Source organism: Ensifer sp. SL37 (genome assembly GCF_026672675.1).
GTDB lineage: Bacteria > Pseudomonadota > Alphaproteobacteria > Rhizobiales > Rhizobiaceae > Ensifer > Ensifer adhaerens.
In genome coordinates this window covers 60,776-84,250 of the sequence record NZ_JAPPRN010000002.1, presented here as the reverse complement: position 1 = coordinate 84,250, position 23,475 = coordinate 60,776, and the positions used below count along the sequence as shown (strand labels likewise).

Sequence of the window (23,475 nt, the reverse complement as noted above, 5' to 3'; positions counted from 1 at the left end):
CTGCAAGCGCAGAGCATCACCACCGACGCCCGTATCCATGGATGCTGGTTGTAAACGCGAGTTCGACCGTGGCGGCCTTATCGCAGTTGCACGCTGCGCGACCTCTTGTTGGTGAGTGTAGCGGCAGGCCCGCCGTTAAGCAAAGGCTTATTCGCCTATTAGTTTAGTAAACTGATAGGCCCCTAGCGTTGGGGGTGAACTTAATTGCGTATCCCCATGAAAAGAAAGAGAAAGCTATATGTACATCAATGCTGAAGTGATGCCTGCCGGCTCTGATAAGGCAAAGAAAGTCGTGTTGCAAGGGTCTTCTGCGAAGATCGATGTCGGGCATATGTCCGACGTAGCGTTTTGTTTGTCGAAGGATGCAGTGGCTGCTTTTGAGCGCCGGGGTGAAGACCTGATCTTGCGTCTGGCAAACGGTGAAACCATCCGCCTGGTGAATTTCTTCCGCGAGGACGAAGACGGTCGCCCGAAACTGTTCCTGACGGAAAAGAAGGAAAGCGATGACGCGGAAGCGGGGGATTGCGGTTGCCTCGTTGAGGTGAGCTTTGCGGACATGTCGGAAGGCATCCTGGCCCCGTCGTTCTCCGCGTCGAGCTGCTCCGGCGCATTCAATCCTGCGTTTCTGCTGCTTCCCCTTGCTGCTGCCGGCGGCCTGGCGTTCGCCCTGAGTGGCGGTGGCGGTGATGATAATGACGCCGATGCTGACTCGGATGCGGACGCTGATGCTGATGCAGACGCTGATGCGGATGCGGATGCAGACGCTGATGCGGATGCGGATGCAGACGCTGATGCGGATGCAGACGCCGACGCTGATGCGGATGCAGATGCAGATGCGGACGCTGATGCGGATGCGGACGCCGACGCTGATGCGGATGCTGATGCGGATGCGGATGCAGACGCGGATGCGGACGCCGACGCGGATGCAGACGCCGACGCGGATGCAGACGCGGATGCGGACGCCGACGCGGATGCAGACGCTGATGCGGATGCGGATGCAGACGCTGATGCGGACGCAGACGCTGATGCGGACGCAGACGCCGACGCGGATGCAGACGCTGATGCGGATGCTGATGCGGATGCAGACATTACCATCAATGTGGTCGAGGGCGACGATACCATCACCGAGACCGAGGCGCTGGACGGAGCCCCGGTCACAGGTCGGGCCAAACCCCTTTCCGAAATCACCCTGGAATTCGATGGCTACGTCTTTACCACCACCACCGATGCCAACGGTGACTGGACCGTAACCCTACCGCCCTACGCCCTGGGCAGCCTCGGCTCAAAACCGATCCTGGTCACCTCCACGGATCCGGCAACCGGCGCCGTGCTCGATTCGGAATTCAGGGATGTGACGCTCACGTCCGATCCGAGTGGGCCAAGTAGAGGAGAGGTGGTAGCTGGCTCGTCATCTGCTAACGAAGAGGATCCTAGTGTCACGGCTCTCGCGGATGGTGGCTGGGTGGTAACGTGGTTCGGCGACGGTGATAGGTCTACGTCGACGGGGTCTGACAATAGCATTTTCCAGCAACGTTACGACAGCGCCGGCAAGAAAGTTGGCGGCGCTGTTGAGGTTGAACCTAGTTCGCATAACCCTGTCGGGCAAGCTGGAGCGATGGCGAACGAGGCATCGTCTGTCACGAGCCTGCCGGACGGTGGCTGGGTGGTGACGTGGATGTCGACTTTCCCAGGTCCCGTTGGTGTCTTCCAGCAAGTCTACAATGCCGACGGAACAGCGCGTGGTGGGGCGGCTAATGTCTCACATGACGTCGTCTTGGCGCAGAGTCGGGACGTGCATGTAACTACTCTAACGGACGGAGGGTGGGTCGTCTCCTGGCTTGACAATGGTTCAATTGTCCAACATCAGGCCTTTAACCCGGACGGCAGCGAGCGCGGCGTGAAGGTGACGGGAAGCGGTGGGCCCGTAATTGATATGAACTCATTTGCAACCCCCGATGGTGGCTGGGTGTCAATTTGGAACAACGGCTCAAGCCTTTTCCAGCAGATCTACAATGCGGACGGGACAGCGGACGGCGCAGTGGCCCTCGTCCACAGTCATCCAACCTTAGGCCTTGCCAACGCGGATCCCGATGGCACGCTGCTAGCGGATGGACGCTGGGTCTTGTCGTGGAAGGAAGGCACCTTCAATGTTTTGCAGGTTTTTAATGCGGATGGAACGCCAGATGGCCCAGCGGTGCATACTCCCACCGGCACTGTGACGCCTAATGGCGGTCCTAATATCGAAGCTCTGGTAGATGGCGGTTGGGTTGTGAGTTGGCGAGACGTGTCGCTAGATGGCGGTATTTCAATTTACGCTCAAGTATTCAACGCAGACGGCACGCCGCGCACTGCCATTGCGGATGTAGAGCCCGGCTCTCCAGGCGTATTTAGTGGAGAACCGACTCTCACGGCGCTGCCGGATGGCGGTTGGGTCGTGGTATGGACGCACCAAGCAACCGGTGGTTCGTTTGACATCTATCAGCAGCGCTTTGACAGTGATGGCAATCTGCTCAACCCGAAGGACGATCCGGTATTTGACACGATCACCGGATCCGGTGGCGCTGAGACGCTGACAGGCGGCAACGGCGACGATGTCTTTGTTGTACCGGATGCACTGTTTGCCCGCATTGACGGCAAGGCCAATGTCGATACGCTGCAGCTCGATGGCACCGGGCTTCATCTCGACTTCGCCAGCGATGCCATCGCGCCGGGGGTTGTCACCGGCATCGAGACGATCAATATCACCGGGACCGGCGGCAATACGTTGTCGGTGACCGCGCAGGACGTGCTCGATATGTCCGACACCACGGATCTGCTCATCGTGCGTGGCGACAGCAACGATACCCTCAATGCCACTGGCTTCACGGCAGGCGGCAGTGTCACCTCGAACGGTGAGACATTCGATGTCTTCACCAGCGGCTCGGCAACGCTGTGGGTCGAACAGGACATGGGCACGGTCAACGTCGTCTAAGGCCAAAGATCGAACGATCAGGCAAACGCCGGCGGGGCCTGTCCCCGCCGGCGTCGACGTTGGAATACAACGACCACTACGGGACCTTATTCAGCTATTAGTCGAAATCAATGGTACATATCTAATGAGACCTGTGCGCGGGTAAAGTCTTCCAATTGAATTTGCTGTATTTTTCTCCGGATGGAGGACAATGTGCGGTTGCGGGCATCGCCACGTCCGCCTTGAGACGGCGGCCGGTCGGAGGGCGTGTTGTTTCGTCGCCTATCCGGCGACGTCTACGATCAAGCCATCGCATGCGTCGAAGACCATAGCTTCGCTTCCAGGTGCCGAAGATCTTCTCGATCCGGCCACGGATGCGATGGATCGGTTGGTTCCAGGCATCCAGACGTGCCAGCGTTTCGGCTTCGTCGCGCCCCCACATGGCGGTAGCGATGACGCGCTCTGTGCCACCTTTGGCGCGCACCGCATCACTGAAATGGTTTCCCCGATAGGCACTATCGGCAAACACCTCACCAGGATTGTCAGGGAGAGCATCAGGACCAGCCTTGCCGTCATTGACGTTGGCCGGCGTGACGGCGATCTCCTCGACAAGGGCCGTATCGGCGTCGGCGCCAACATGGCCCCGTCGACGTTGGAATACAACGACCACTACGGGACCTTATTCAGCTATTAGTCGAAATCAATGGTACATATCTAATGAGACCTGTGCGCGGGTAAAGTCTTCCAATTGAATTTGCTGTATTTTTCTCCGGATGGAGGACAATGTGCGGTTGCGGGCATCGCCACGTCCGCCTTGAGACGGCGGCCGGTCGGAGGGCGTGACGGTTGGAATAGGAGAGATATCCGACCTCGTCGATGACCAGGACATCGGGCGCCGCATAGTACTGCAGCTTTCGGCGCAGCATGGAATCGCTGTCGATGGCGGCGAGTTCTCCGAGCATTTCGCTGGCGGTGCGCAAGAGGACCGAATGTCCGGCGACCAGCGCCTGGTAGGCGACGTTAAGAGCGAGCGTGGATTTGCCGACGCCGTTAGGGCCGATAAAGACGATGTTGGCGGCCTCCTTCACGAAGGACAGCGTCATCAGCTCCTCGATGGCGGTGCGATCGATACGACGCGGCCATTTCCAGTCGTAATCGGCCAGTTGCCTGAAGTGGCCAAGCCTGGCGGCGCGCATGCGTCGCCGCAATGAGCGGTCGGAGCGCTCTTCTTCCTCCCATTGAAGCACGGCGGCCAGCCACGGCGCGTCGGCGATTTCGTCCCAGTGGGCGATCAGGCCATTGAGGCGCAGCGCCCTGGCGCGGTTGAACAGGATGCCGGGATTATTCATCGTCGTTGCCTGCGGATGTGAGTTGATCGTAACGGTCGAGCTTGTGGGGCTGTACGACCGTATCCTTTTTGCGGACATGCTCTGGCAGCCTTGTTTCGACCGGCGGTGGAGCGCCACGCGCGATCCGGCGGCGTTCGAGCACGGCACGAACCGATCTCGAATGAGAGGCTCCGGCCTGCAAGGCATCTTCGACGGCGGCCTGGAGTTCGGCGGCGCCGTAGAGGTCGAGCAGTTTGAGCATGGCATTGGTGATCGCGCCGATATTGGCGCCGCGCTCGCTCCGACCGCCACCGTCCCTTGACCACCCCCCCACGCTCCAAAGGGGCGGCTGAACTCCAACTACAATCCATTTCAGCTAATAGGCGAAGAAGTAGCACATCGGTCAATCTTGACCGGACCGATTCACCGCACTTGTCGCAGATGCAGGATAAGAAAGCCGGCCACCTTTAAGGTGGTATCGGGGTCGACGTGAAACCAAGCGGATTCACCGTGTTCTTAAGGCCGACAAAGTGCATTTCGAAAGACGAGCTAGCGCGGCGCGCGCCTAGAAATGCTTTCATACCCCAAACACCACGGTGGTTGAGCTCCTACGGCGTGACCAGGGATGAATGCCGAAGGAAATCCTCAATCGAAGAACCAGGCATCGGGGCACTCAATAGATGTCCCTGCAGCCGATCGCATCCTATTCTGCGAAGCCAGGCCGCTTGCCCCGCTGTTTCGACACCCTCGGCCGTGACGCGCATATCCAAACCATGTGCTAGAGCAACAATCGTGCGGACGATGGTCTGGCTTTTGTGGTCGGTTTCGACTTCCTTGATGAAGTATCTATCGATCTTGATCGTATCGAAGGGGAAGTTCTTCAGATACGCCAAGGAAGAGTATCGGGTACCGAAATCATCCAGCGAGATGCGGACGCCCAAAACCTCCAGGGTGTGGAGCGTATCGAGATTTTTGGTGGTGCGCTCAAGCAAGACGGACTCAGTGATTTCCAGTTCGAGGCGCTCGGAAGGCAGGCCAGCGCAATCGAGGATATGAGCCACCCGATCCGTTAAACCTTTGCGTAAAAATTCGGCCGCAGAGACGTTCACAGCGACTGTGAAGTGTTCAGGCCAGGTAACTGCTTCCCTGCAAGCCTGCTCGAGGACCCATTCACCAATTTCCCCCATAAGGCCGTCCGCTTCCGCCATGGGGATGAAGACGCCAGGCGGGATGACCCCTGCGAATGGGTGTTGCCATCGAAGCAGAGCCTCAAAGCCGATAATCACGCCTGTTTCAGCGATCGGTTGGTACTCAATTAAGAATTGCTTTCCCTGCAGCGCGACGCGAAGACTACGCCGAAGCATCTCACGCTGCTCCAAGAGGATGAGCATCGAGCGATTAAAACATCTGGCGCGCCCGCGCCCATCATTCTTTGCAGCGTAGAGCGCAATATCAACCGCCTTCATTATCTGATCACAGTCGTTCCCATCGTCGGGCGCTATGGCTATGCCGACGCTCGCCCCGACGAATACGTCAATACCGTCGATAATGAAAGGGTCCTTGAACGAGTCGACGATCATTTCGGCCATGCGCTTGGCTTTATCAGACCGCCCCTTGCGCAGGATGATTGCGAATTCGTCGCCTGCGAGGCGATAGGCCATGTCTCGCTCACCAAGCACGGCACGAAGTCGCTGTGCCGTCTCTTGGAGCACGGCATCGCCCGCAGCGTGCCCGAGCGTGTCATTGACGGGCTTGAAATCATCGAGGTCAATTTGCATTAAAGCAAATCTATCTCCGCCTCCCAACGGAAGACAGCGGTCGAGATGCTCACTGAATTGCCGGCGGTTTGGCAATCCTGTCAGAACGTCGTGCATCGCCTGATGGAGAAGGAGGACCCGTTCATCGCTTTTGGACGGTGGCGCCAACTGAGCCGCGGTATCTCTTGTCTCGATTACCCCAAGGCCACGTTGCGCACAGAAAACAACGAGCTGCCGACGCGTTCCGGAGGGGGCAGGTATGTCGATGATGTTGGCAAGACCCTGATTGACGACCGATTCGACGGCAGTTCTGAGGCCAGCAATCAAGAGCTCTGAGTAAATGTCCCAAAGTGTCGTGGTCGTCGATGCCGCGACAGGATAGGTCCGCGCCAGCATCGTGGAGCAACCGATGAGTTCAAACGCTCCCCCGTAAAGCGAGATGAGCTCCCCCTTGTCGGATCCAATCACCGAAGTAGCTAATGCCGAATCGAAATCTTCCATTCGCGTCTCTTTACGGGTTGGGCCTGGGAATAGCGCCGGCATCCTACTCGCAATCCCTTAGGCTTAACCAGCACCTTCGGACAACGGCAATGCTTGATCCGGCCGCTATGGCTGGCGGGTTAGCATAAGCCCGCTTACTCGACACAACGTATCGGTGACACTAAGGCCCTGCGAGAGCGCGTAGGACCCCGTTGTGCCATCAATACCTAGAAAGTCTCCGAAGCTTTGATAGACACCAAAGCGATAGGACTGCTTGATAAAGCGGGGTCATTCGGTCGATCGATCCCGAACGACCCCTGACCAACCCGGGGCAATGGGGCGGCTGGGCGATCAGCTAGCATAGACTTATTCTAATGGAGCAATAAGCCGTCAGCTCCTTGTTCGAATGGGCGTGCGGCAACAAGCTGTTTTCTTGTAAGGAACTCCCCGTTTGGCTTCTGATGCATTCAGAAAAACAGCATGCATGGACAGATGAGCCGCTTGCGGCCTTCCTGGCCCCTTCTGTTTTCCCAGTTTCCGGCGTGGTGCAGTCTACGCAACTGAAAGGCTCGGGCTCAACAGGTTGGCGCGTTCACCGGTTCAGCGCTCGACCACTTTTCTCAACCTTCGCCGAAGCGTCACACAAGAATTCGTACAAACTGCATCGGCAACGGCTCGCGAACGCAAACGAGCTGCACCCAACCGGGCGCGATACCTTCGCATCGGCGGCCTCGTTCGATCTTTTGACACTTTCAGTTGTCAGGGACATAACCATCAAGCAACGACCGTCGTTAAAACGGAGCTTTGATGGCCCACGCCGATAGCGGAACCGTTCGGCCAAACCCGCCCTCTCCGCAATCAACCAGAACATTCAAGTCTGGGGATCGTTGCAGGTTTTGGAGCGGCGAAATTGGGCTTCGCTCCGGACCGTGCGTGTCGCCTTCGCAAGGTGCATACTTTAAGCCTTCGCCTTCCGGGTTTTCCAGATCAAATACCTGCTCGCCCCCAAGTGATACCATACTGCGAGCTGGAGTATCCTTTCGGGCCCGGTCGACAGTGGCACACTCGGTCCTTACCTTATTCAACTATTAGCCGAACTCTATAGTAGCGGGACACCGCTTCCTCTTTTTTGGGGAGTAGTTGCACAACTTCGAAAACAAATTTTCGCGCATTCGGCCCGCGCTGTTTCGAAAGGAACCCAATGGAAAGGCGTCATTTCCTTCAGGGCCTGGCGTTGCTCGCCTCCTGCCCGCTCTGCGTCAAGACAGCTTACGCCGCCGAGGGTGTGCACTGGAGCTATGAAAGTGGCAAGGGTCCGGAGAATTGGAGTTCGCTCAGCCAAGAAAGCAGTGCCTGTTCGGCCGGCTCGCAACAATCACCGATCGACATCACCGCCTCGATCAGAGCCAATATACCGAGCCTGGTTACCAGCTGGAAAATCGGCGGCTCGATCCTCAACAATGGCCATACATACAGGTTATCGCCGCCGGAGATCGCTCGAGCGCGGCGACCGATCCTATGATCTGCTACAATACCATTCCACGCACCGAGCGAACATCTGGTTGACGGCAAGGACTTCCCAATGGAAGTGCATTTCGTCCAAAGACACACTCCTACAGGTGCGCTCGGCGTGCTCGCCGTGTTTCTCACGGCCGGGTCGGCAAATCCGACCTTCGCGAACCTCGCTGCGCAGTTTCCGAAAGGTCTTGGCGAGGAAGCCGCGCTCGGCGATGTCGATCCAGCCGGCCTTCTGCCCACCTCCCTCAACTATTGGGCCTATGAAGGCTCACTCACGACCCCGCCATGCAGCGAGGTCGTCGACTGGATGGTCACAATGGAGCCTGTCGGCAGCTTGAAAGCGCAGTTGCGGTCAGCTGCTTTTAAGAAAACTCCACCTAACGTATAATTTAAACTTTTAGTGACTCGGCCCGAAACAGAGGATGACCGACAGTATTTTGCAAAGGGTACTTCGATGAGCCGCGTCATTTGCCCGTTGAGGTGACTGCCGCGCAGCTGTTTTTCCACGTTGCGTCCGGTCGCTACGAAAAGGGCTCGGTCTGATTGTCTCAAATCGCTCCGTTGGCGAATGGGGAAGTGGTTTTCGGGATCCTGTCGTAGCCACAGCGATATTAGATCGTCTCCTTCGGCACCTCGACGGTGGTGAACATCCGGGGCGACCGCTACCGGCTTCCCGAAAAGCACCATTCCGGCCTTGGTTGGCAACCGAAGATGCTGAGACCGAATGGCCGCTCAAACAGACCGATTTTGATCGACGATTCCTCTGCCCGCTTGTCCTTAAAGGGGGTCATTCAGCCGGTTCACCCGAATGACCCCCTAACTCCACCCGATCTCCGAAAGGTGAAGCCAAAAGCTCGCTATCATAGACTTTAACTAATGGCTAAATAAGAAAGGTTGTACCGTTCGCAGGCTTCAACGACACCCACTTGCTAACATCTGCTAACTAGCGTCCTTGCGAACGGAATCGTGCATTATGACTAGAGTAGTCGTCTCTGCCTCGACCCTTGAAACTCATCCCGAGATAGCATCGTCCCGACTTCACTCAGACTTGATGCAACAGATAGGATGTGAGGATGCGCTTTCCATTGCGCGCCGCTTACCTGACATTGCAGACAAGACCGTGGCGTATCAGAGGCGACGATATCCACCTCGCTTCTGCGCCTTCGCTGCACTTTACATGCAGTCGAGTGAACTCGGCGTATGCGCCGTCTACGCCCCATTGATTTTTCAGTTTCAGCTATTTGGTAGTGCTGCCTGATGGCCGGATGTGAGCTCACCGGATAGTATCTGACGAGCTCATTGTGAGGCGTTGATGCGGGCGGCATAGGCCCATGGCATCAGGGCATCGATGTCTTTGGCGAGGTGGCCGTTTGCGAGTGAGCGTCCGGTGAGCGGATTTTGGTCCGGCGTGGAGTGCCCCCCATTTCGCCAGACAAGTCAGCTATTGAGACAATGCTTTGATGAATTCCCTTGGGGATGCCATTTTCAGCGCTGAATGCGGATGGATTTCGTTGTAATCCTCGATCCATCCATCGATGTTCCGGAGCGCTGTGTCGGCGTCGGGAATGGGTGAGATGCGTATGTAGTCGCGTTTCAGGGTTTTGACGAAAGCCTCCGACATACCGTTTGATTGAGGGCTGGCGACCGGCGTGAAGCACGGGACCAGATTGAGGGCCTGAGCAAACAGCCTGGTTTCCCTTGCTGTGTAGGCGCTGCCGTTATCGGACAGATGTTCGATGGCATGTGGGGCACGCGTGCCACCGAAGCGTTTCTCGACTGCTTCCAACATCATATCGCGGACGTCAGAACCGGAGATCCCGGCATTGGCGACCGCCGCCCACGAGATGATCTCTCGATCAAACGCGTCGATGATAAAAGCAAGGCGGACCACCTCGCCATTCCAGCAGGTGAACTCCAGGCCATCGGAGCACCAACGAAGGTTCGACCGCATCACCATGACCTTGCCGTCGTGGACGCGGCCCTTGCGCACGGCGGTGTGCTTCTCAAGGATCATGGCGTGGTTGGCCATGATGCGGTGGACCCGCTTGCGGTTGACGATCGGCTGATCGGCGGCCCGCCGCTGCCTGTTGAGAAGGGCAGCGATCCGCCGATAGCCATAAGTTGGCCTGGCATCCACCAGCTTGCGAATGGCAGGCAGCAGCTCGGCATCGTCCGCTTTGAGGTAGGGTCCGCGAGGCTTGGACTTGCCCTTCAGACGTTCGGAGAGATTAGAACGCGACACGTGTAAGGCCTCCGCCACCGCCTTCATCGGGAACCGCCCTTCGGGGGAGTGTCAGGAATTCTGTGCGGTGGGCCGGTTTCATCAGTTGAAGAACCGCTCGCCGAAGATGACGGCGAACTGTGTCTTTGCCTTGATCCACTCCCTCGGCGCGCGCTTCCACTGCTCGGCCGCATTGTTGAGGACCAGATATAACAGCTTCATCGCGGCTTCGTCACCCGGGAAATGGCCGCGCGAGCGCACTGCCCGACGAAGTTTCGAGTTCAACGCCTCGATGGCGTTCGTCGTGTAGATGATGCGGCGGACGCCCTCTGGGAAGGCGAAGAAGGGAACAACGTGTTCCCAATTGCGCCGCCAGCTTTGAGAGATGGCAGGGTATTTCTGGCCCCAATACCCTTCCTCGAAAGCCTCCAGCGCCTTCATTCCAGCCTCGGCATCTCGAGCACGATAGATGGCTCTCAACGCCGGTACGACGGGTTTGCGATCCTTGTAGGACACGAACTCCAGAGAATGCCGGATCAGGTGGACGATGCAGGTCTGGACGATCGTCTGAGGGAAGACGGTACCGTAATGGCTTCGGGAAAGCCCTTCAGGCCATCGACCACGGCGATCAGGATGTCCTGGCAGCCACGGCTTTTCAGCTCATTCATCACGCGCAACCAGAACTTTGCCCCTTCGGTCTGCTCGATCCAGAGCCCGAGGATTTCCTTTGTGCCGTCCGCCAGAACTGCGAGCGCGACATAAACGGCCTTGTTGCGAACGAAGCCTTCGTCCCGGATCTTGACCCGGATGGCATCGAAGAACACGAGGGGATAGCACAGCTCGAGCGGGCGGTTTTGCCACTCGCCAACGGCCTCCAGAACCTGGTCGGTCACCGCCGAGATCAGGTCCGGCGACACGTCGATACCGTAGATTTCTTCGAGGTGGCCCTGGATTTCCCGCACCGTCATGCCGCGCGCGTACATGGAAATGATCTTATCATCGAAATCGGGAAAGCGGCGCTGATATTTGGCGATCAGCTGCGGGTCGAACGTACCGGCCCGGTCGCGCGGGATGGTCAACGTCATCTTCAAGGTACCGGTCAGCACCGTCTTTTTCGAAGATCCATTCCGCCGATTGCCCGACGGTCCTTCGCTGCGATCGACGGCGAGATGTTCATCAAGCTCGGCGTTGAGAATACGCTCCGACAGTGCCTTCTTCAGGTCATCCAGCAAGCCGTCCTTGCCGAAAACATCGGATGGATCACGACCAGCAAGAAGTTGGTCCGGAAGTTCTTTTTCGATAGCCATGTGATGATTCGCTCCTTTTCATCATCATGGCCCACCGCACAGAATTCCTGACACTCCCGTGAAGACGTGACGTAACCATGCGAACGGCTCGACACCACAAGCACGACAGGTCAACATTAGACTGTAGACGGGCGGCGCTGGCCTTGGCCCCGTCAACGGTATCGCAGAAGAGCCATGATTTTCTTCCCGTGGCAAAAACTCTGATATCCCGTTCCAGCAAATTGTTGTCGATCGGCATTGTGCCGTCTTCGGTGTAGCGCGTCAGATATTCCCACTGATTGAGCGTATAGGAGATCGCATCGCCGAGCTTGGTGTCGGGCACGACCTTTGGCGCGATTGCATCGAGCCATTCCTTGAGGGCATTGAGAACCGGAACGCTGTGTTTCTGACGGGAGCGGCGGATGTAATGATCTCGCGTTTCGCCTTCATCCGGCGTTTCGTTGCGCACCTGCCTTTCAATCCGATAGAGCTGATAGAGGTGGCTCGGGAAAATTGGACAGGTCGTTAAGTGGAATTTCTGGCTGAGAGCGGCGAGAGTGCCGTAACAGGAGAATCACTTGAGCAGACGACCCCGCCGAAACCACAGCGCAGCCTTCAAGGCGCGTGTAGCCCTTGCTGCGATCCAGGGGGAGAAGACGTTATCGGAGCTTGCGCAACAATACGACGTTCACGCCAACCAGATCACGACGTGGCGAGGTCAGGCGCTTGCGGGCATGACGGCGACCTTCGACACGGGATCAAAGCCGTCGGAGCCTGCGGTGGATGTAAAGACGCTGCACGCCAAGATCGGGGAGCTTTCGCTGGAGAACGATTTTTTATCCGGCGCGCTCACCAAGGCGGGACTGTTGGGGAGCGTAAAGAAATGATCGACCGCGATCACGAACTGTCCATCACCCGCCAGGCCCGAGCTTTGGGGATCAGTCGCAGCATCGTCTACTACATGCCACAACCGGCGTCGCCGGCGGATCTTGCGCTGATGCGTCGGATCGACGAGCTGCATCTGGACTACCCGTTCGCGGGCAGCCGGATGCTGCAGAAGCTTCTGACGCGCGAAGGCGTTTGACGTCGGCCGACTGCATGTGCGGACCCTGATGAAACGCATGGGGATCGCGGCGCTTTACCGCAAGCCGCGCACGTCAGCACCCGGCGATGGGCACAAGATCTATCCCTATTTGCTGCGCGCTCTGAAGGTCGATCGGCCCAACCAGGTCTGGGCAACGGATCTGACCTACATCCCGATGGCGCGCGGGTTCTGCTATTTGATCGCCATCATCGATTGGTTCACGCGCAAGGTTCTGTCGTGGCGGTTGTCGATCACCATGGACGCTGCGCCATGCGTCGAGGCTCTCGAGGAAGCGCTGGCCTGCTACGGCAAGCCCGAGATCTTCAACTCGGATCAGGGCAGCCAGAGCTATGGTCGGAAATGGGTGACGAGGCCGATCAGGCGGCGCGATGGTCTGGGGTCGTCGTTTCGGCGACACCGTCGGTGAATTTGACGCCGGCGATGACCTTTGGCAACTGATTTTCGCCCTTCAGCCGGCGCCAGGTTTTGGCGGCGCTCATGACGAGCTTGAAGACCATGAGCCGTGCTGTGTTGTGGGACAGGCCTCCCTTGGTTCGCACCGTGCGGTGCCTGACGGTGGCGAAGACGCTTTCGATCGGGTTCGAGGTGCGCAGATGGTCCCAGTGTTCGGCCGGGAAGTCGAAGACGGTCAGCAATGCCTCGTGGTCCTTCGTCAGGCAGTTGACGGCCTTGGGATATTTGGCCTTGTATTTGTCGACGAAGACGGCGATCGCGACCTCGGCGGTTGCCCGATCCGGGGCATCGCGGACCTCCCTGAGATCGGCCTTCATGTTCGGCTGCACCGACTTCGGCACCTTGTTGAGGATGTTGAGGAGCTTGTGTTGGCAGCACCGTTGATGGCGGGGCGAAGGGAATATCTCCTCCAGCGCCTTCCAGAAGCCGAGCGCGCCGTCGCCCACGGCAATTTCTGGCGCAATCGAAAGCCCGCGGGCCTTCAGCCCGACGAGCAGCTCGCGCCAGCTCTGGGTGCTTTCGCGCACGCCGACTTGAAAGCCGACAAGTTCCTTCTTGCCTTCCGGCGTCGCGCCGATGACGACCAGCATGCAAGCGGCATCGTCCTCCATGCGTGCCTGAAGATAGACCCCGTCGGCCCAGATGTAGACGTAGCGGCGGGCTGACAGGTCGCGGCGTTGCCAGCGATCATAGTCGGCCTGCCACTCCTCCTTCAGCCGGCCAATCACCGAGGGGGACAGGTTCGGTGCGTCCTTGCCGAGTAAGGCGGCAAGCGCCTCCTGGAAATCGCCGGTCGAGATGCCGCGCAGGTAAAGGACCGGCAGCAGAGCGTCGAGGCTCTTCGTGCGTCGTGCCCACTTCGGCAGGATCGCCGACGTGAAGGTGATGCGATCCTCGCCGCAAGTCTCCAAAGCCCGGTCGCGCAGCTTGACGCGGCGCACCGCAACCGGACCGATCCCCGTCTGGATCGTTCTTTCAGGCCCATGGCCGTGCCGCACCACCCGGTCCCGCCCATCGCTCAGGCGTTCGCTGGCCATGGCCGCAAGAAACGCCTCGGCTTCCGCCTCCACGGCCTGTGCCAGAAGCCGGCGCGCGCCTTCGCGTAGAACCGATGTCAGGGGATCATCGAGCGTCTCGGGATGCGGAAAGGAAACAACAGTGCTATCTGTCTTCATGGCGTATCGCTCTTTCATGAGGTTCTGGCAGGCTTGTCACCCGCCTCGATACGCCGCCCTCATCAAACCGTCATCACCCAGTTTCCGTCATAGCTCGGGCAGCCCAGTTCACCAGCCACGACTTCACAAAGGTGCTGCTCGACCACAAGATCAAGATCAGCATGGACGGCAAGGGTGCCTGGCGGGACAATGTCTTCGTCGAGCGGCTGTGGCGGTCGGTGAAATACGAAGAGGTCTACCTCAAGGCCTACGACAGCGTCCGCCAGGCCCGTGCATCGATCGGAAAGTATCTCGACTTCTACAATCAGAGACGGCCACATTCGAGCCTTGACGGCAAGACTCCGGATGAGGCCTACTTAACCCCGACACCGCTGCCCGAAGCGGCTTAACCACAGGCAGGATTGAACTAAGCCGCTAGTCGCGGCAATTGGTGGCCTCTTTGAGAGATGTCTCCTGTCTGAGAGGATTTGGGTGTTGCAAACCCACCCTTCAGACAGGAGATCCAGATGGCCGAGATGAGCCCTCTGCGTCGCCGGATGATCGAGGACATGACGGTCCGCAATCTTTCTCCGGCCACGCAGCAATCCTATCTTTATGCAGTCGCAAAGTTTAGCCGCCATTTCGGCCGATCACCGGCTCGGCTCGGCCTGGACGAGGTCCACGCCTTCCAGGTTCACCTTGTGTCGACGGGCATCTCCTGGTCCGGATTGAACCAGATCGTCTGCGCCCTCCGGTTCCTCTATGGCGTGACGCTCGGCCAGAATACGATCCCGGAGCATATTCCGTATGCGCGCGAGCCACGCCAGTTGCCGGTTGTTCTTTCGAGCGACGAGGTGGTCGACTTTCTGCAAGCCGTCTCCAGCTTGAAGGCGCGGGTGGCTCTGACAACGGCTTATGCCGCCGGCCTGAGGGTTTCGGAGGTCTGTGGTCTTCGCGCCAACGATATCGACAGCTCAAGGATGGTGATCCACATCACGCGTGGCAAAGGCGGCAAAGCCCGCTACGTCATGCTGTCGCCGGAACTGCTCGGGATCCTGCGCAGCTATTGGCGGTTGGCGCGGCCCAAGGACATTGTGTTTCCTGGGCGCGATCCAGACAAGCCGATCGCGCCGTCGGTGCTGCATTCCGCCTGCCGTTCGGCGGTTGCGGCGGCGGGTCTTTCCAAGCACGTCACCGTCCATACGTTGCGGCATTCCTTTGCCACTCACCTGCTCGAGAACGGGACCGATATCCGCATCATCCAGGTCCTGCTCGGTCACGCCCACCTCTCCACGACAGCGCGCTATACGCAGGTCTCTACCGACACGATCCGGTCGACGGCCAGTCCGCTCGATCGGTTACGACTGGAGGTGACACCGCCGGAATCGTGATCGGTTGCGTCCCACCTTCGAAGTCGCCGACATCTTTCGGCGACATGGGAGCTCCTACAGACGTGAGAACGCCGGTCATCTTGGCCGCGGCAAACGACGCGTCATGGGCGCGATCGAAGCCTGCCGGACGCCGAGGCTCGGCGGTCACGTCGATGCCTGCGACGATTGCGGCAGGACCCGCATCTCCTATAATTCCTGCCGCAATCGCCATTGCCCGAAGTGCGAAGGCGCGGCCCGCAAGGAGTGGGTCGCTGCACGCGTCGCCGATCTGTTGCCGGTCCCGTACTTTCATGTGGTCTTCACGCTCCCACCGGGCATCGCCGAGATCGCTTTCCACAACAAGGCGGTCGTCTATGCATTGCTGATGCGCATCGTGGCCCAGACGCTGCAGACCGTTGCCGCCGATCCCAAGCGGCTGGGCGCCGAGATCGGCATCGTCGCCGTGCTTCACACCTGGGGCCAGGCCATGACCCATCATCCCCATGTTCATTGCGTCGTGCCCGGCGGCGGTCTCTCGCCCGACAGATCTAGGTGGGTGGCATGCCGGCCGGGCTTCTTTCTGCCCGTGCGCGTACTGTCGCGGCTGTTTCGGCGGCTCTTTCTGACGGCCCTTGCTAGAGCCTTCGCTCACGGTGAACTCCGCTTCTCCAACGAACTCAGCCATCTCAACGATGACGAGGCGTTCACCCGCCATCTCGCGCGTGCGCGCCGCGTCGAATGGGTCGTCTATTCGAAGCCACCGTTCGGCGGCCCCGACCAGGTGCTCGCCTATCTCGGCCGCTACACCCATCGTGTTGCCATCGCCAACAGCCGCATCGTCGAGGTCGATGATGACCACGTTGCCTTCCGATGGAAGGATTACCGTGGCAAGGGTCGCGACCGCGAGAAGATCATGCGCCTTGACCCGCACGAGTTCATCCGGCGTTTTCTTCTACACGTGCTCCCGGACGGCTTCCACCGCATGCGCCACTTCGGCTTTCTCGCCAATAGCCACCGACGGGATCGTATCGGCCTCTGCAGGCAGATCCTCGATCAACCATCATCAGCAGGGGAGCGGTCGCAGGCAGGCAAATCACAGCCCGGGCAATCCCACGAATGCCCTGACTGCCGGCGTCCCATGCGTAGGACAGGAATCACTGTTGCGCCTGTTTCGCCGCCCCGGCCATCATCTTTCTGGTGCGATACATCATGAACTCCGACAATCCGCACCCCCTCCCATATGCCCACAAAACCAAGCGCCGCGCCGGCGCGCGATACCGCGTGGCCCTGGCCACACCGAAAGACCGACAGTGTGCATTGAGAGCGCAAAAATCGCTTCCTATCGTCCGGCAAGCTGCTCGCGAAGGTCGCCAGATCACCACAAAAATCGGCGGTGCGATTGCCGTCCACGACGAATCCGCTATCGTCATCAAGCGGCGTGCTTTACTATTCCCATAACGGCGCCAAACAACCCGCGCCTTACTTCAATCCGGCTTATGTGAGGTCGCTCGAGCTCGCCGCGACGACGGATGCGACCTCACATAACCCTCCAGATTCCACTTAAAAACCGGGAAGACCTGTCCAAACAAACCGAGCCACCTCTGATCGAAGAACTTCAGCGCCTGCGTAGGCAGGCCGCTTTGTTTCTTGCGCGCCTTGAGAGCATCGACAAACTTCCGCCTGGCATGGGCCATGCACCCGACATGCGTGGCGCCTTTCAACGTGCGCCAGGCCTGATAACCGTCACTCATCAGGATGCCGCGGTAGTCGCCAAGGAAGGCCTGCGGATGCTCCTGCCCGCGGCCGGGCTGATAATCGAACAGCACGATCGGCTGTTTACTGTCCTCGCCGCTGCGAAAGGCCAACATATACGACGTGCTGGTCGCTTCCTTGCCGGCTTCCTTCAGCACCTGGACTGTGGGGCGAGTAGGCCGAAGGAATTTCACCTCCAGCCTCTCTCAGAACCGGGCGTGAGGCTCTCACCTCACCCGGCTCCCCTCAGGCGAGCTCCGTGCCATTACCAAGTTGCCAGTGTACGAACAGCTTCCGGTTTTCACGCGCAATCTTTGCAACAAAGAGGCGCGCTTGCCCCAGGCGTTTGCGGAAGCGCTTATATTTCCGTTTGAACCAAACATAGAGGGTTTCGTTGATGTATCGCGCCATCGGATAAAGTGCCGAGCGCGAGTATTGCCCATAGTATGCGATCCATCCCCGAACGATTGGGTTTATTTCGCGAGGAGCTATGGCGGGAAATGGGTGACGAGGCCGATCAGGCGGCGCGATGGTCTGGGGTCGTCGTTTCGGCGACACCGTCGGTGAATTTGACGCCGGCGATGACCTTTGGCAACTGATTTTCGCCCTTCAGCCGGCGCCAGGTTTTGGTGGCGCTCATGACGAGCTTGAAGACCATGAGCCGTGCTGTGTTGTGGGACAGGCCTCCCTTGGTTCGCACCGTGCGGTGCCTGACGGTGGCGAAGACGCTTTCGATCGGGTTCGAGGTGCGCAGATGGTCCCAGTGTTCGGCCGGGAAGTCGAAGAAGGTCAGCAATGCCTCGTGGTCCTTCGTCAGGCAGTTGACGGCCTTGGGATATTTGGCCTTGTATTTGTCGACGAAGACGGCGATCGCGACCTCGGCGGTTGCCCGATCCGGGGCATCGCGGACCTCCCTGAGATCGGCCTTCATGTTCGGCTGCACCGACTTCGGCACCTTGTTGAGGATGTTGAGGAGCTTGTGTTGGCAGCACCGTTGATGGCGGGTCGAAGGGAATATCTCCTCCAGCGCCTTCCAGAAGCCGAGCGCGCCGTCGCCCACGGCAATTTCTGGCGCAATCGAAAGCCCGCGGGCCTTCAGCCCGACGAGCAGCTCGCGCCAGCTCTGGGTGCTTTCGCGCACGCCGACTTGAAAGCCGACAAGTTCCTTCTTGCCTTCCGGCGTCGCGCCGATGACGACCAGCATGCAAGCGGCATCGTCCTCCATGCGTGCCTGAAGATAGACCCCGTCGGCCCAGATGTAGACGTAGCGGCGGGCTGACAGGTCGCGGCGTTGCCAGCGATCATAGTCGGCCTGCCACTCCTCCTTCAGCCGGCCAATCACCGAGGGGGACAGGTTCGGTGCGTCCTTGCCGAGTAAGGCGGCAAGCGCCTCCTGGAAATCGCCGGTCGAGATGCCGCGCAGGTAAAGGACCGGCAGCAGAGCGTCGAGGCTCTTCGTGCGTCGTGCCCACTTCGGCAGGATCGCCGACGTGAAGGTGATGCGATCCTCGCCGCAAGTCTCCAAAGCCCGGTCGCGCAGCTTGACGCGGCGCACCGCAACCGGACCGATCCCCGTCTGGATCGTTCTTTCAGGCCCATGGCCGTGCCGCACCACCCGGTCCCGCCCATCGCTCAGGCGTTCGCTGGCCATGGCCGCAAGAAACGCCTCGGCTTCCGCCTCCACGGCCTGTGCCAGAAGCCGGCGCGCGCCTTCGCGTAGAACCGATGTCAGGGGATCATCGAGCGTCTCGGGATGCGGAAAGGAAACAACAGTGCTATCTGTCTTCATGGCGTATCGCTCTTTCATGAGGTTCTGGCAGGCTTGTCACCCGCCTCGATACGCCGCCCTCATCAAGCCGTCATCACCCAGTTTCCGTCATAGCTCTCCACCTTCTCCGACGGGCCCGGTGCCCACCTGACGTCTTGCGGAAACCGCAGTGTAATTTCCACCGCAACTTCCACTCAAATCGCCTCCGAAATTACACCACCTGCACGGACGCTATCTAAGCGGCGCCGCGATTCTAGTCCACAATCACAATACGGGCTTCCCGGACCCAAAAGGTGCACTCCTGGCAGATGGCCGCTGGATTGTTGCGTGGAGTGAAACGCTCTTCATCGGGTACCAAGTCTATAATTCGGACGGAACCCCGGATGGGTCACCGCTACATCTTCGCTCAAGCAACGTCCCCGTTGCAGGTGCCGATGTCGAGGGTTTGGTGGATGGCGGCTGGGTCATGAGTTGGACTGGATTCCACTACAGTCGATGGAGGGTACTCGCTCTATACTCAAACATTCGATGCTGACGGGTCACCGCGCACGCAAATTGCGACTTTGGACCCCACGGGAACGAATTTTGCTGCCAATGCAGAGCCGGCGATTGCGGCTCTGCCGGACGGCGGTTGGGTCGTGACGTGGACGGCAGATACTGGAGTTGCCGCAGGATATGGCACCTACGACATCTATCAGCAGCGCTTTGACAGCGACGGCAATCTGCTGACCCCGAAGGATGATGCGGTGTTTCACACGATTGACGGATCCGGTGGTGCGGAGACGCTGTCGGGCGGCAATAACGACGATATCTTCGTTGTGCCCGATACGCTGTTTGCCGGCATTCATGGCAAGGCCGGTGTCGATACGCTGAAGCTGGACGGGACCGGGCTTCATCTCGACTTTGCCAGCGATGCCATCGCATCGGGTGTTGTCACGGGCATCGAGCACATCGATATCACCGGGACCGGCGGCAATACGCTTTCGGTCACCGCCCAGGACGTGCTCGATATGTCGGATACCACCAATCTCCTGATCGTGCACGGTGACCGCGGCGATACACTCAACGCCAGCGGCTTTACCGCCGGGGGAAGCGTGACGTCGAATGGTGAGACCTTCGATGTCTTTACCAGCGGTTCGGCAACGCTGTGGGTCGAGCAGGATCTCGGCACGGTCAACGTCGTCTAAGATCAGAGGTTTGTGAACTGCTAGACAGACGCCGGCGGGGCCAGTCCCCGCCGGCGTCTGCATGTGAAGGACAGAATGGCACCCGTCAGGTCGCAGCTGGTTTGCAGGCTCTGGCCTCAGCCTCAAGGTTCTGGCCGTGTGGCACACATTGTTTGCAACCGACATCAGGCCTGAAGTGCCTTTTTTTGCTTGCCCGCATGGTCCAAAGGGAAGGCTTGGACGGCCGTCGTGGGTGCGTGCGGTGCATGGGCGTTATTTGAGTATAAGCGAATGAACTTCCCACTCTCAAGGGAGGGGGGCGAATCGCCCAATTCAATACACGAATGCGACGCTCTTATGGAAATTAAGTCAGTGCTTGCGGGAAAAGGGCACGGCGTGCCTGCTGCGGGATGCCTTCTGCAAAGCCTCTCATCTCTCGGCCCGGTGTTCCTGGTCGCCAAGGATGCCTCTTTCCGCCTGTCCCATTTCTGGTCTGGCTGGCCTTCGATCCGGCGGTCGCATTTTTCCAGGTTTCGCCGCCGCACATCCGCGCCCGGGTTCCGCTTGCGCAATGCCGTCGGCTGCCGACTGGTCATTCACGGTAAAGTCCACTGTGGTGCAACCCTGAGCGCACCCTGCGCCTATCCGCGTGAGGGCGCGCTATGACTTTCTTCGGATCTTCCGCAGCGCCAGCCAAGCTCGGCTATGCCGTCTTCACCTGCCTGGTGCTTGCTTCAGCCGGTTGTACGTCCGTCGTGCAATCAGGCGATGCTGCCGGTGCAAAGGGCGGGCAGGGCAAGGTCGGCGCCGAACACGTCGGGTCGGTGTCGCCTGCGGGCGCTGCAAAGCCCGGTTCAGGACCTGCGGGCGCATATGGCATGTTGGCCGCAAAGGCTCCCGGCACCTTGCCTGGCACGGTCGCAGCCGCCCTGGCGCTGAACGAGCGCATCAAGAGCGCCTCCAGCAACCTGCAGCTGGCCGGCGTCAATGTCGGCATCGCGCGTTCCGGCTATATGCCAAGCGTTTACGGCACCGGCGATCTTGGAGACGATGGTGCGGCCGGCGCCGAGTTCGTCGTCAGCCAGCCGCTGCTTGATTGGGGGCGCACGAAAGCGGATGTCGCCAAGGCGCGGGCACTGGAGACGGCAAGCAAAGAGGAGCTTGCGGTTGAGCGCGAACGCGTCGCTCTGGAGGCGGCGCAAGCCTATATCGGTGTCATCCGGTCAGAGGCGCTGCTGGCGCTTGCAAAAGACAATCTCAGTGCACTCGAGCGCATCGCCGAGCTGGCGCAGGGCTTGGCGCAAGGTGGGCTTGGCGACAAGAGCAATGTCGAGTTTGCCAACGTTCATGTCGGAGAAGCCGGCGCGACGCTGGAAGAAGCCGACGGCGCACTGGTGCAGGCGCGCAGCGTCTATGCGACCCGGGTCGGCACTCAGCCCGGCACGCTTGCGAGCCTTCCGGTGATCGAGCTTGGCAAGATCTCGGATCTGCGCGCAGCCGTCGATGCAGCGCCGGTACCGTGGTCGCGCTGCTTGCAAGGGGCGAGGCTGCCGGCCATGCCGCCAAGACCGCCCAGGCAGAGCTTTACCCAACGCTTGCGGGCGAAGCGTTCGTTCGCAGCGAAGATAATTTCGGCGGGCTGGTTGTCGGGGCGAGATTGCGCGGCAAGACGCCGACCTACAACGGCGCCAGCAACCTGATGCGCGTCGAGGCGGCGGAGCTGGCGTCCGATAGCGCCCGATCGGCGGCTGACGCCGAACGCCGGCAGGCGACCGAAAGGGTGGCAGTGTTCCAAAGTCAGGCGCCTGCGCTTAAAGAGCGTCAGACGATTTTGGCGAAGCAATTGGAAAGCGCCAGGGCGTTGCGCACCACCTACGAAGAGCAGTTCAAGCTCAATCAGCGCTCCTTGACCGACCTCGTGACGGTGCAGGGCGATGTCGTTCGCATCGAACGATCGTTGATCACGGCGAAATACGATTACTTCAATCTGCAATATTCGGCTGCGGAAGCTCTTGGCGTTCTTCTCGAGAAACTCATGGGTGAGAAAAGGCCTGCGCAAGACCAGATAGCGCAGCCCAAGCCGACAGCGCAACCGGAGAAACAAGGATGACACAGGCTTTGATCGCGCAGCGACCCGAAGGCAACGACAGCGCCCGGAGGGGGCCAAGGCCAGTCGCACCTACCGATCCGGTGCTCGAAGGCTTGTTGCTGCTGTGCCAGATGCATGACCGAACCGCCAGTGCCGCGCAACTGACCGCAGGCCTGCCCCTCAAAGACGGAAAACTCACACTCGACATCGTCGATCGAGCTACGTGGAGCATGTGATGAGATCCTGGTGCATTCTTACGTTCTCATCGATTGGATGCTGCTTCCTGCTCGCAGGATCGATCAGGGCCGCGGACGTTTATTCGCCGATGATGCCACAGGCGCAGCAAAAGACTGTCGAGAGCGGGTGGTCCATTTCATTCGCACCGTACTTCTGGGCGGCGGGATTGTCCGGGGACATTGCACAGTTCGGCTTACCGACAGTGCATGCCGACGCCAGCTTCCGCGATATAACCGATCACCTCGATTTTGGAGCAATGGCGATCGGCGAGGCGCGCTACGACCCCTACAGCATATTCGGCGATGTAATGTATACGAAAATCTCCGGTGAGACCGGGACACCGAAGGGCATACTTGCTACCGACGCACAACTCAAGAGCGAAACCTTTGCGGGATTTCTTGGCGTCGGCTACTCAGTTTTTGAGGATAATGTTTCGCGGCTCGATATTGTAGGCGGTCTACGGGTCTGGTCTGTTGAAAGTGAACTGTCTTTCCGCGGCGGGCTTCTCGATGGTGTTTCAAGAACAGACCGTGCGACCTGGGTTGACGGACTGGCCGGCTTTCGCGGGACATACGCCATTACGCAGGAACTCTATTTGACGGGTTGGGGTCTCATCGGCACAGGCGCTGCTCGCCTGGATTGGGACGTGGCAGCAGCCATGGGATACCGGTTCAGCGATACGGTTTCAGCCGTTGCCGGCTTCCGTATTCTGGGTGCGGATTACAGCGATAATCACTTAATTTTCGACATTGTGCAGAAAGGTCCGATCCTTGGGCTCGTTGTGAGGTTCTAGGTGAGGCACGAAAGCACAATGTCGGGCAGGCCGTCCCCTAAAAGCGAT

14 protein-coding genes and 9 pseudogenes are annotated in these 23,475 nt (G+C 59.3%); 13 read left to right on the top strand and 10 right to left on the bottom strand.

Going from position 1 to position 23,475, the window contains the following annotated elements:
• The first annotated feature begins 238 nt into the window (after nt 1–238).
• Nucleotides 239–2,971, top strand: coding sequence for a BapA prefix-like domain-containing protein (locus OVA00_RS08130; RefSeq protein ID WP_268088569.1), 2,733 nt, complete (start codon nt 239–241; stop codon nt 2,969–2,971).
• A 121-nt stretch (nt 2,972–3,092) separates the two neighbouring features.
• Here OVA00_RS08130 and OVA00_RS08125 read toward each other — a convergent pair whose 3' ends face one another.
• Together OVA00_RS08125 and OVA00_RS08120 are read right to left on the bottom strand one after the other, a co-directional pair.
• Nucleotides 3,093–3,620, bottom strand: a complete 528-nt coding sequence (locus OVA00_RS08125) for a transposase (RefSeq protein ID WP_268088568.1) — start codon at nt 3,618–3,620, stop codon at nt 3,093–3,095.
• A 13-nt stretch (nt 3,621–3,633) separates the two neighbouring features.
• On the bottom strand, nt 3,634–4,299 hold the full coding sequence (locus OVA00_RS08120) for an ATP-binding protein (protein ID WP_268088567.1): 666 nt from the start codon (nt 4,297–4,299) through the stop codon (nt 3,634–3,636).
• Between the two features lie 22 nt (nt 4,300–4,321).
• Between OVA00_RS08120 and OVA00_RS08115 the strand changes: the two genes are divergently transcribed.
• On the top strand, nt 4,322–4,600 hold the full coding sequence (locus OVA00_RS08115) for a hypothetical protein (protein ID WP_268088565.1): 279 nt from the start codon (nt 4,322–4,324) through the stop codon (nt 4,598–4,600).
• Nucleotides 4,601–4,886: 286 nt separating this feature from the next.
• Here the strand turns inward: OVA00_RS08115 and OVA00_RS08110 are convergent, their stop codons facing one another.
• On the bottom strand, nt 4,887–6,536 hold the full coding sequence (locus OVA00_RS08110; protein WP_268088564.1) for a putative bifunctional diguanylate cyclase/phosphodiesterase: 1,650 nt from the start codon (nt 6,534–6,536) through the stop codon (nt 4,887–4,889).
• Between the two features lie 1,180 nt (nt 6,537–7,716).
• Between OVA00_RS08110 and OVA00_RS08105 the strand changes: the two are divergent.
• Together OVA00_RS08105 and OVA00_RS08100 are read left to right on the top strand one after the other, a co-directional pair.
• Nucleotides 7,717–8,421 (top strand): annotated as a pseudogene (locus tag OVA00_RS08105) (carbonic anhydrase).
• A gap of 65 nt (nt 8,422–8,486) precedes the next feature.
• A pseudogene (locus OVA00_RS08100) lies at nt 8,487–8,729 on the top strand (ATP-binding protein); the annotation flags it as partial.
• A 745-nt stretch (nt 8,730–9,474) separates the two neighbouring features.
• On the opposite strand, the pseudogene OVA00_RS08095 reads toward OVA00_RS08100, so the two are convergent.
• The 3 pseudogenes from OVA00_RS08095 to OVA00_RS08085 form a co-directional block, all read right to left on the bottom strand.
• Nucleotides 9,475–10,317 (bottom strand): annotated as a pseudogene (locus tag OVA00_RS08095) (IS3 family transposase); the annotation flags it as partial.
• A gap of 39 nt (nt 10,318–10,356) precedes the next feature.
• Nucleotides 10,357–11,561 (bottom strand): annotated as a pseudogene (locus OVA00_RS08090) (IS256 family transposase).
• Nucleotides 11,562–11,618: 57 nt separating this feature from the next.
• Nucleotides 11,619–12,033: pseudogene (locus OVA00_RS08085) on the bottom strand (IS66 family transposase); the annotation flags it as partial.
• Between the two features lie 85 nt (nt 12,034–12,118).
• Between OVA00_RS08085 and OVA00_RS08080 the strand changes: the two are divergent.
• Nucleotides 12,119–12,979 (top strand): annotated as a pseudogene (locus OVA00_RS08080) (IS3 family transposase); the annotation flags it as partial.
• Between the two features lie 22 nt (nt 12,980–13,001).
• On the opposite strand, the gene OVA00_RS08075 reads toward OVA00_RS08080, so the two are convergent.
• A complete protein-coding gene (locus OVA00_RS08075) occupies nt 13,002–14,273 on the bottom strand; it encodes an IS256 family transposase (RefSeq protein ID WP_268088857.1) in 1,272 nt (423 codons plus the stop codon).
• A gap of 95 nt (nt 14,274–14,368) precedes the next feature.
• Between OVA00_RS08075 and OVA00_RS08070 the strand changes: the two are divergent.
• The 3 genes and pseudogenes from OVA00_RS08070 to OVA00_RS08060 form a co-directional block, all read left to right on the top strand.
• Nucleotides 14,369–14,662: pseudogene (locus tag OVA00_RS08070) on the top strand (transposase); the annotation flags it as partial.
• 117 nt (nt 14,663–14,779) lie between these two features.
• Entirely contained in the window at nt 14,780–15,643 is an 864-nt protein-coding gene (locus OVA00_RS08065) for a tyrosine-type recombinase/integrase (RefSeq protein WP_268088550.1), read from the top strand.
• 4 nt (nt 15,644–15,647) lie between these two features.
• Complete coding sequence (locus tag OVA00_RS08060; RefSeq protein ID WP_268088563.1) at nt 15,648–16,835, top strand: IS91 family transposase; 1,188 nt, start codon at nt 15,648–15,650, stop codon at nt 16,833–16,835.
• Nucleotides 16,836–17,223: 388 nt separating this feature from the next.
• Here OVA00_RS08060 and OVA00_RS08055 read toward each other — a convergent pair.
• The 3 genes and pseudogenes from OVA00_RS08055 to OVA00_RS08050 form a co-directional block, all read right to left on the bottom strand.
• Nucleotides 17,224–17,541: pseudogene (locus OVA00_RS08055) on the bottom strand (IS66 family transposase); the annotation flags it as partial.
• 79 nt (nt 17,542–17,620) lie between these two features.
• Nucleotides 17,621–17,932 (bottom strand): group II intron maturase-specific domain-containing protein, encoded by a 312-nt coding sequence (locus tag OVA00_RS39945; RefSeq protein WP_442780468.1) that lies wholly within the window; start codon nt 17,930–17,932, stop codon nt 17,621–17,623.
• Nucleotides 17,892–19,163, bottom strand: a complete 1,272-nt coding sequence (locus OVA00_RS08050; protein WP_268088856.1) for an IS256 family transposase — start codon at nt 19,161–19,163, stop codon at nt 17,892–17,894. The genes OVA00_RS39945 and OVA00_RS08050 overlap by 41 nt, the downstream gene beginning before the upstream one ends.
• A 617-nt stretch (nt 19,164–19,780) precedes the next feature.
• On the opposite strand from OVA00_RS08050, the gene OVA00_RS08045 reads away from it, so the two are divergent.
• The 5 genes and pseudogenes from OVA00_RS08045 (at nt 19,781) to OVA00_RS08025 (ending at nt 23,427) form a co-directional block, all read left to right on the top strand.
• Complete coding sequence (locus OVA00_RS08045; protein ID WP_268088562.1) at nt 19,781–20,329, top strand: hypothetical protein; 549 nt, start codon at nt 19,781–19,783, stop codon at nt 20,327–20,329.
• Between the two features lie 641 nt (nt 20,330–20,970).
• Nucleotides 20,971–21,699: pseudogene (locus tag OVA00_RS08040) on the top strand (TolC family protein); the annotation flags it as partial.
• Between the two features lie 128 nt (nt 21,700–21,827).
• Nucleotides 21,828–22,418, top strand: coding sequence for a TolC family protein (locus OVA00_RS08035; protein WP_268088561.1), 591 nt, complete (start codon nt 21,828–21,830; stop codon nt 22,416–22,418).
• Entirely contained in the window at nt 22,415–22,633 is a 219-nt protein-coding gene (locus tag OVA00_RS08030) for a hypothetical protein (protein ID WP_268088560.1), read from the top strand. The genes OVA00_RS08035 and OVA00_RS08030 overlap by 4 nt, the downstream gene beginning before the upstream one ends.
• Nucleotides 22,633–23,427 carry a hypothetical protein gene (locus tag OVA00_RS08025; protein WP_268088855.1) on the top strand — a complete coding sequence of 265 codons (795 nt, stop codon included), beginning with the start codon at nt 22,633–22,635 and terminating at the stop codon, nt 23,425–23,427. The genes OVA00_RS08030 and OVA00_RS08025 overlap by 1 nt, the downstream gene beginning before the upstream one ends.
• The last annotated feature ends 48 nt before the right edge of the window (nt 23,428–23,475 follow it).

Coding starts and splice junctions, on each gene's coding strand:
- OVA00_RS08130 (WP_268088569.1), top strand. CDS start 239: ATGTACATCAATGCTGAAGTGATGCCTGCCGGCTCTGATAAGGCAAAG.
- OVA00_RS08120 (WP_268088567.1), bottom strand. CDS start 4,299: ATGAATAATCCCGGCATCCTGTTCAACCGCGCCAGGGCGCTGCGCCTC.
- OVA00_RS08110 (WP_268088564.1), bottom strand. CDS start 6,536: ATGGAAGATTTCGATTCGGCATTAGCTACTTCGGTGATTGGATCCGAC.
- OVA00_RS08075 (WP_268088857.1), bottom strand. CDS start 14,273: ATGAAGACAGATAGCACTGTTGTTTCCTTTCCGCATCCCGAGACGCTC.
- OVA00_RS08065 (WP_268088550.1), top strand. CDS start 14,780: ATGGCCGAGATGAGCCCTCTGCGTCGCCGGATGATCGAGGACATGACG.
- OVA00_RS08050 (WP_268088856.1), bottom strand. CDS start 19,163: ATGAAGACAGATAGCACTGTTGTTTCCTTTCCGCATCCCGAGACGCTC.
- OVA00_RS08030 (WP_268088560.1), top strand. CDS start 22,415: ATGACACAGGCTTTGATCGCGCAGCGACCCGAAGGCAACGACAGCGCC.
- OVA00_RS08025 (WP_268088855.1), top strand. CDS start 22,633: ATGAGATCCTGGTGCATTCTTACGTTCTCATCGATTGGATGCTGCTTC.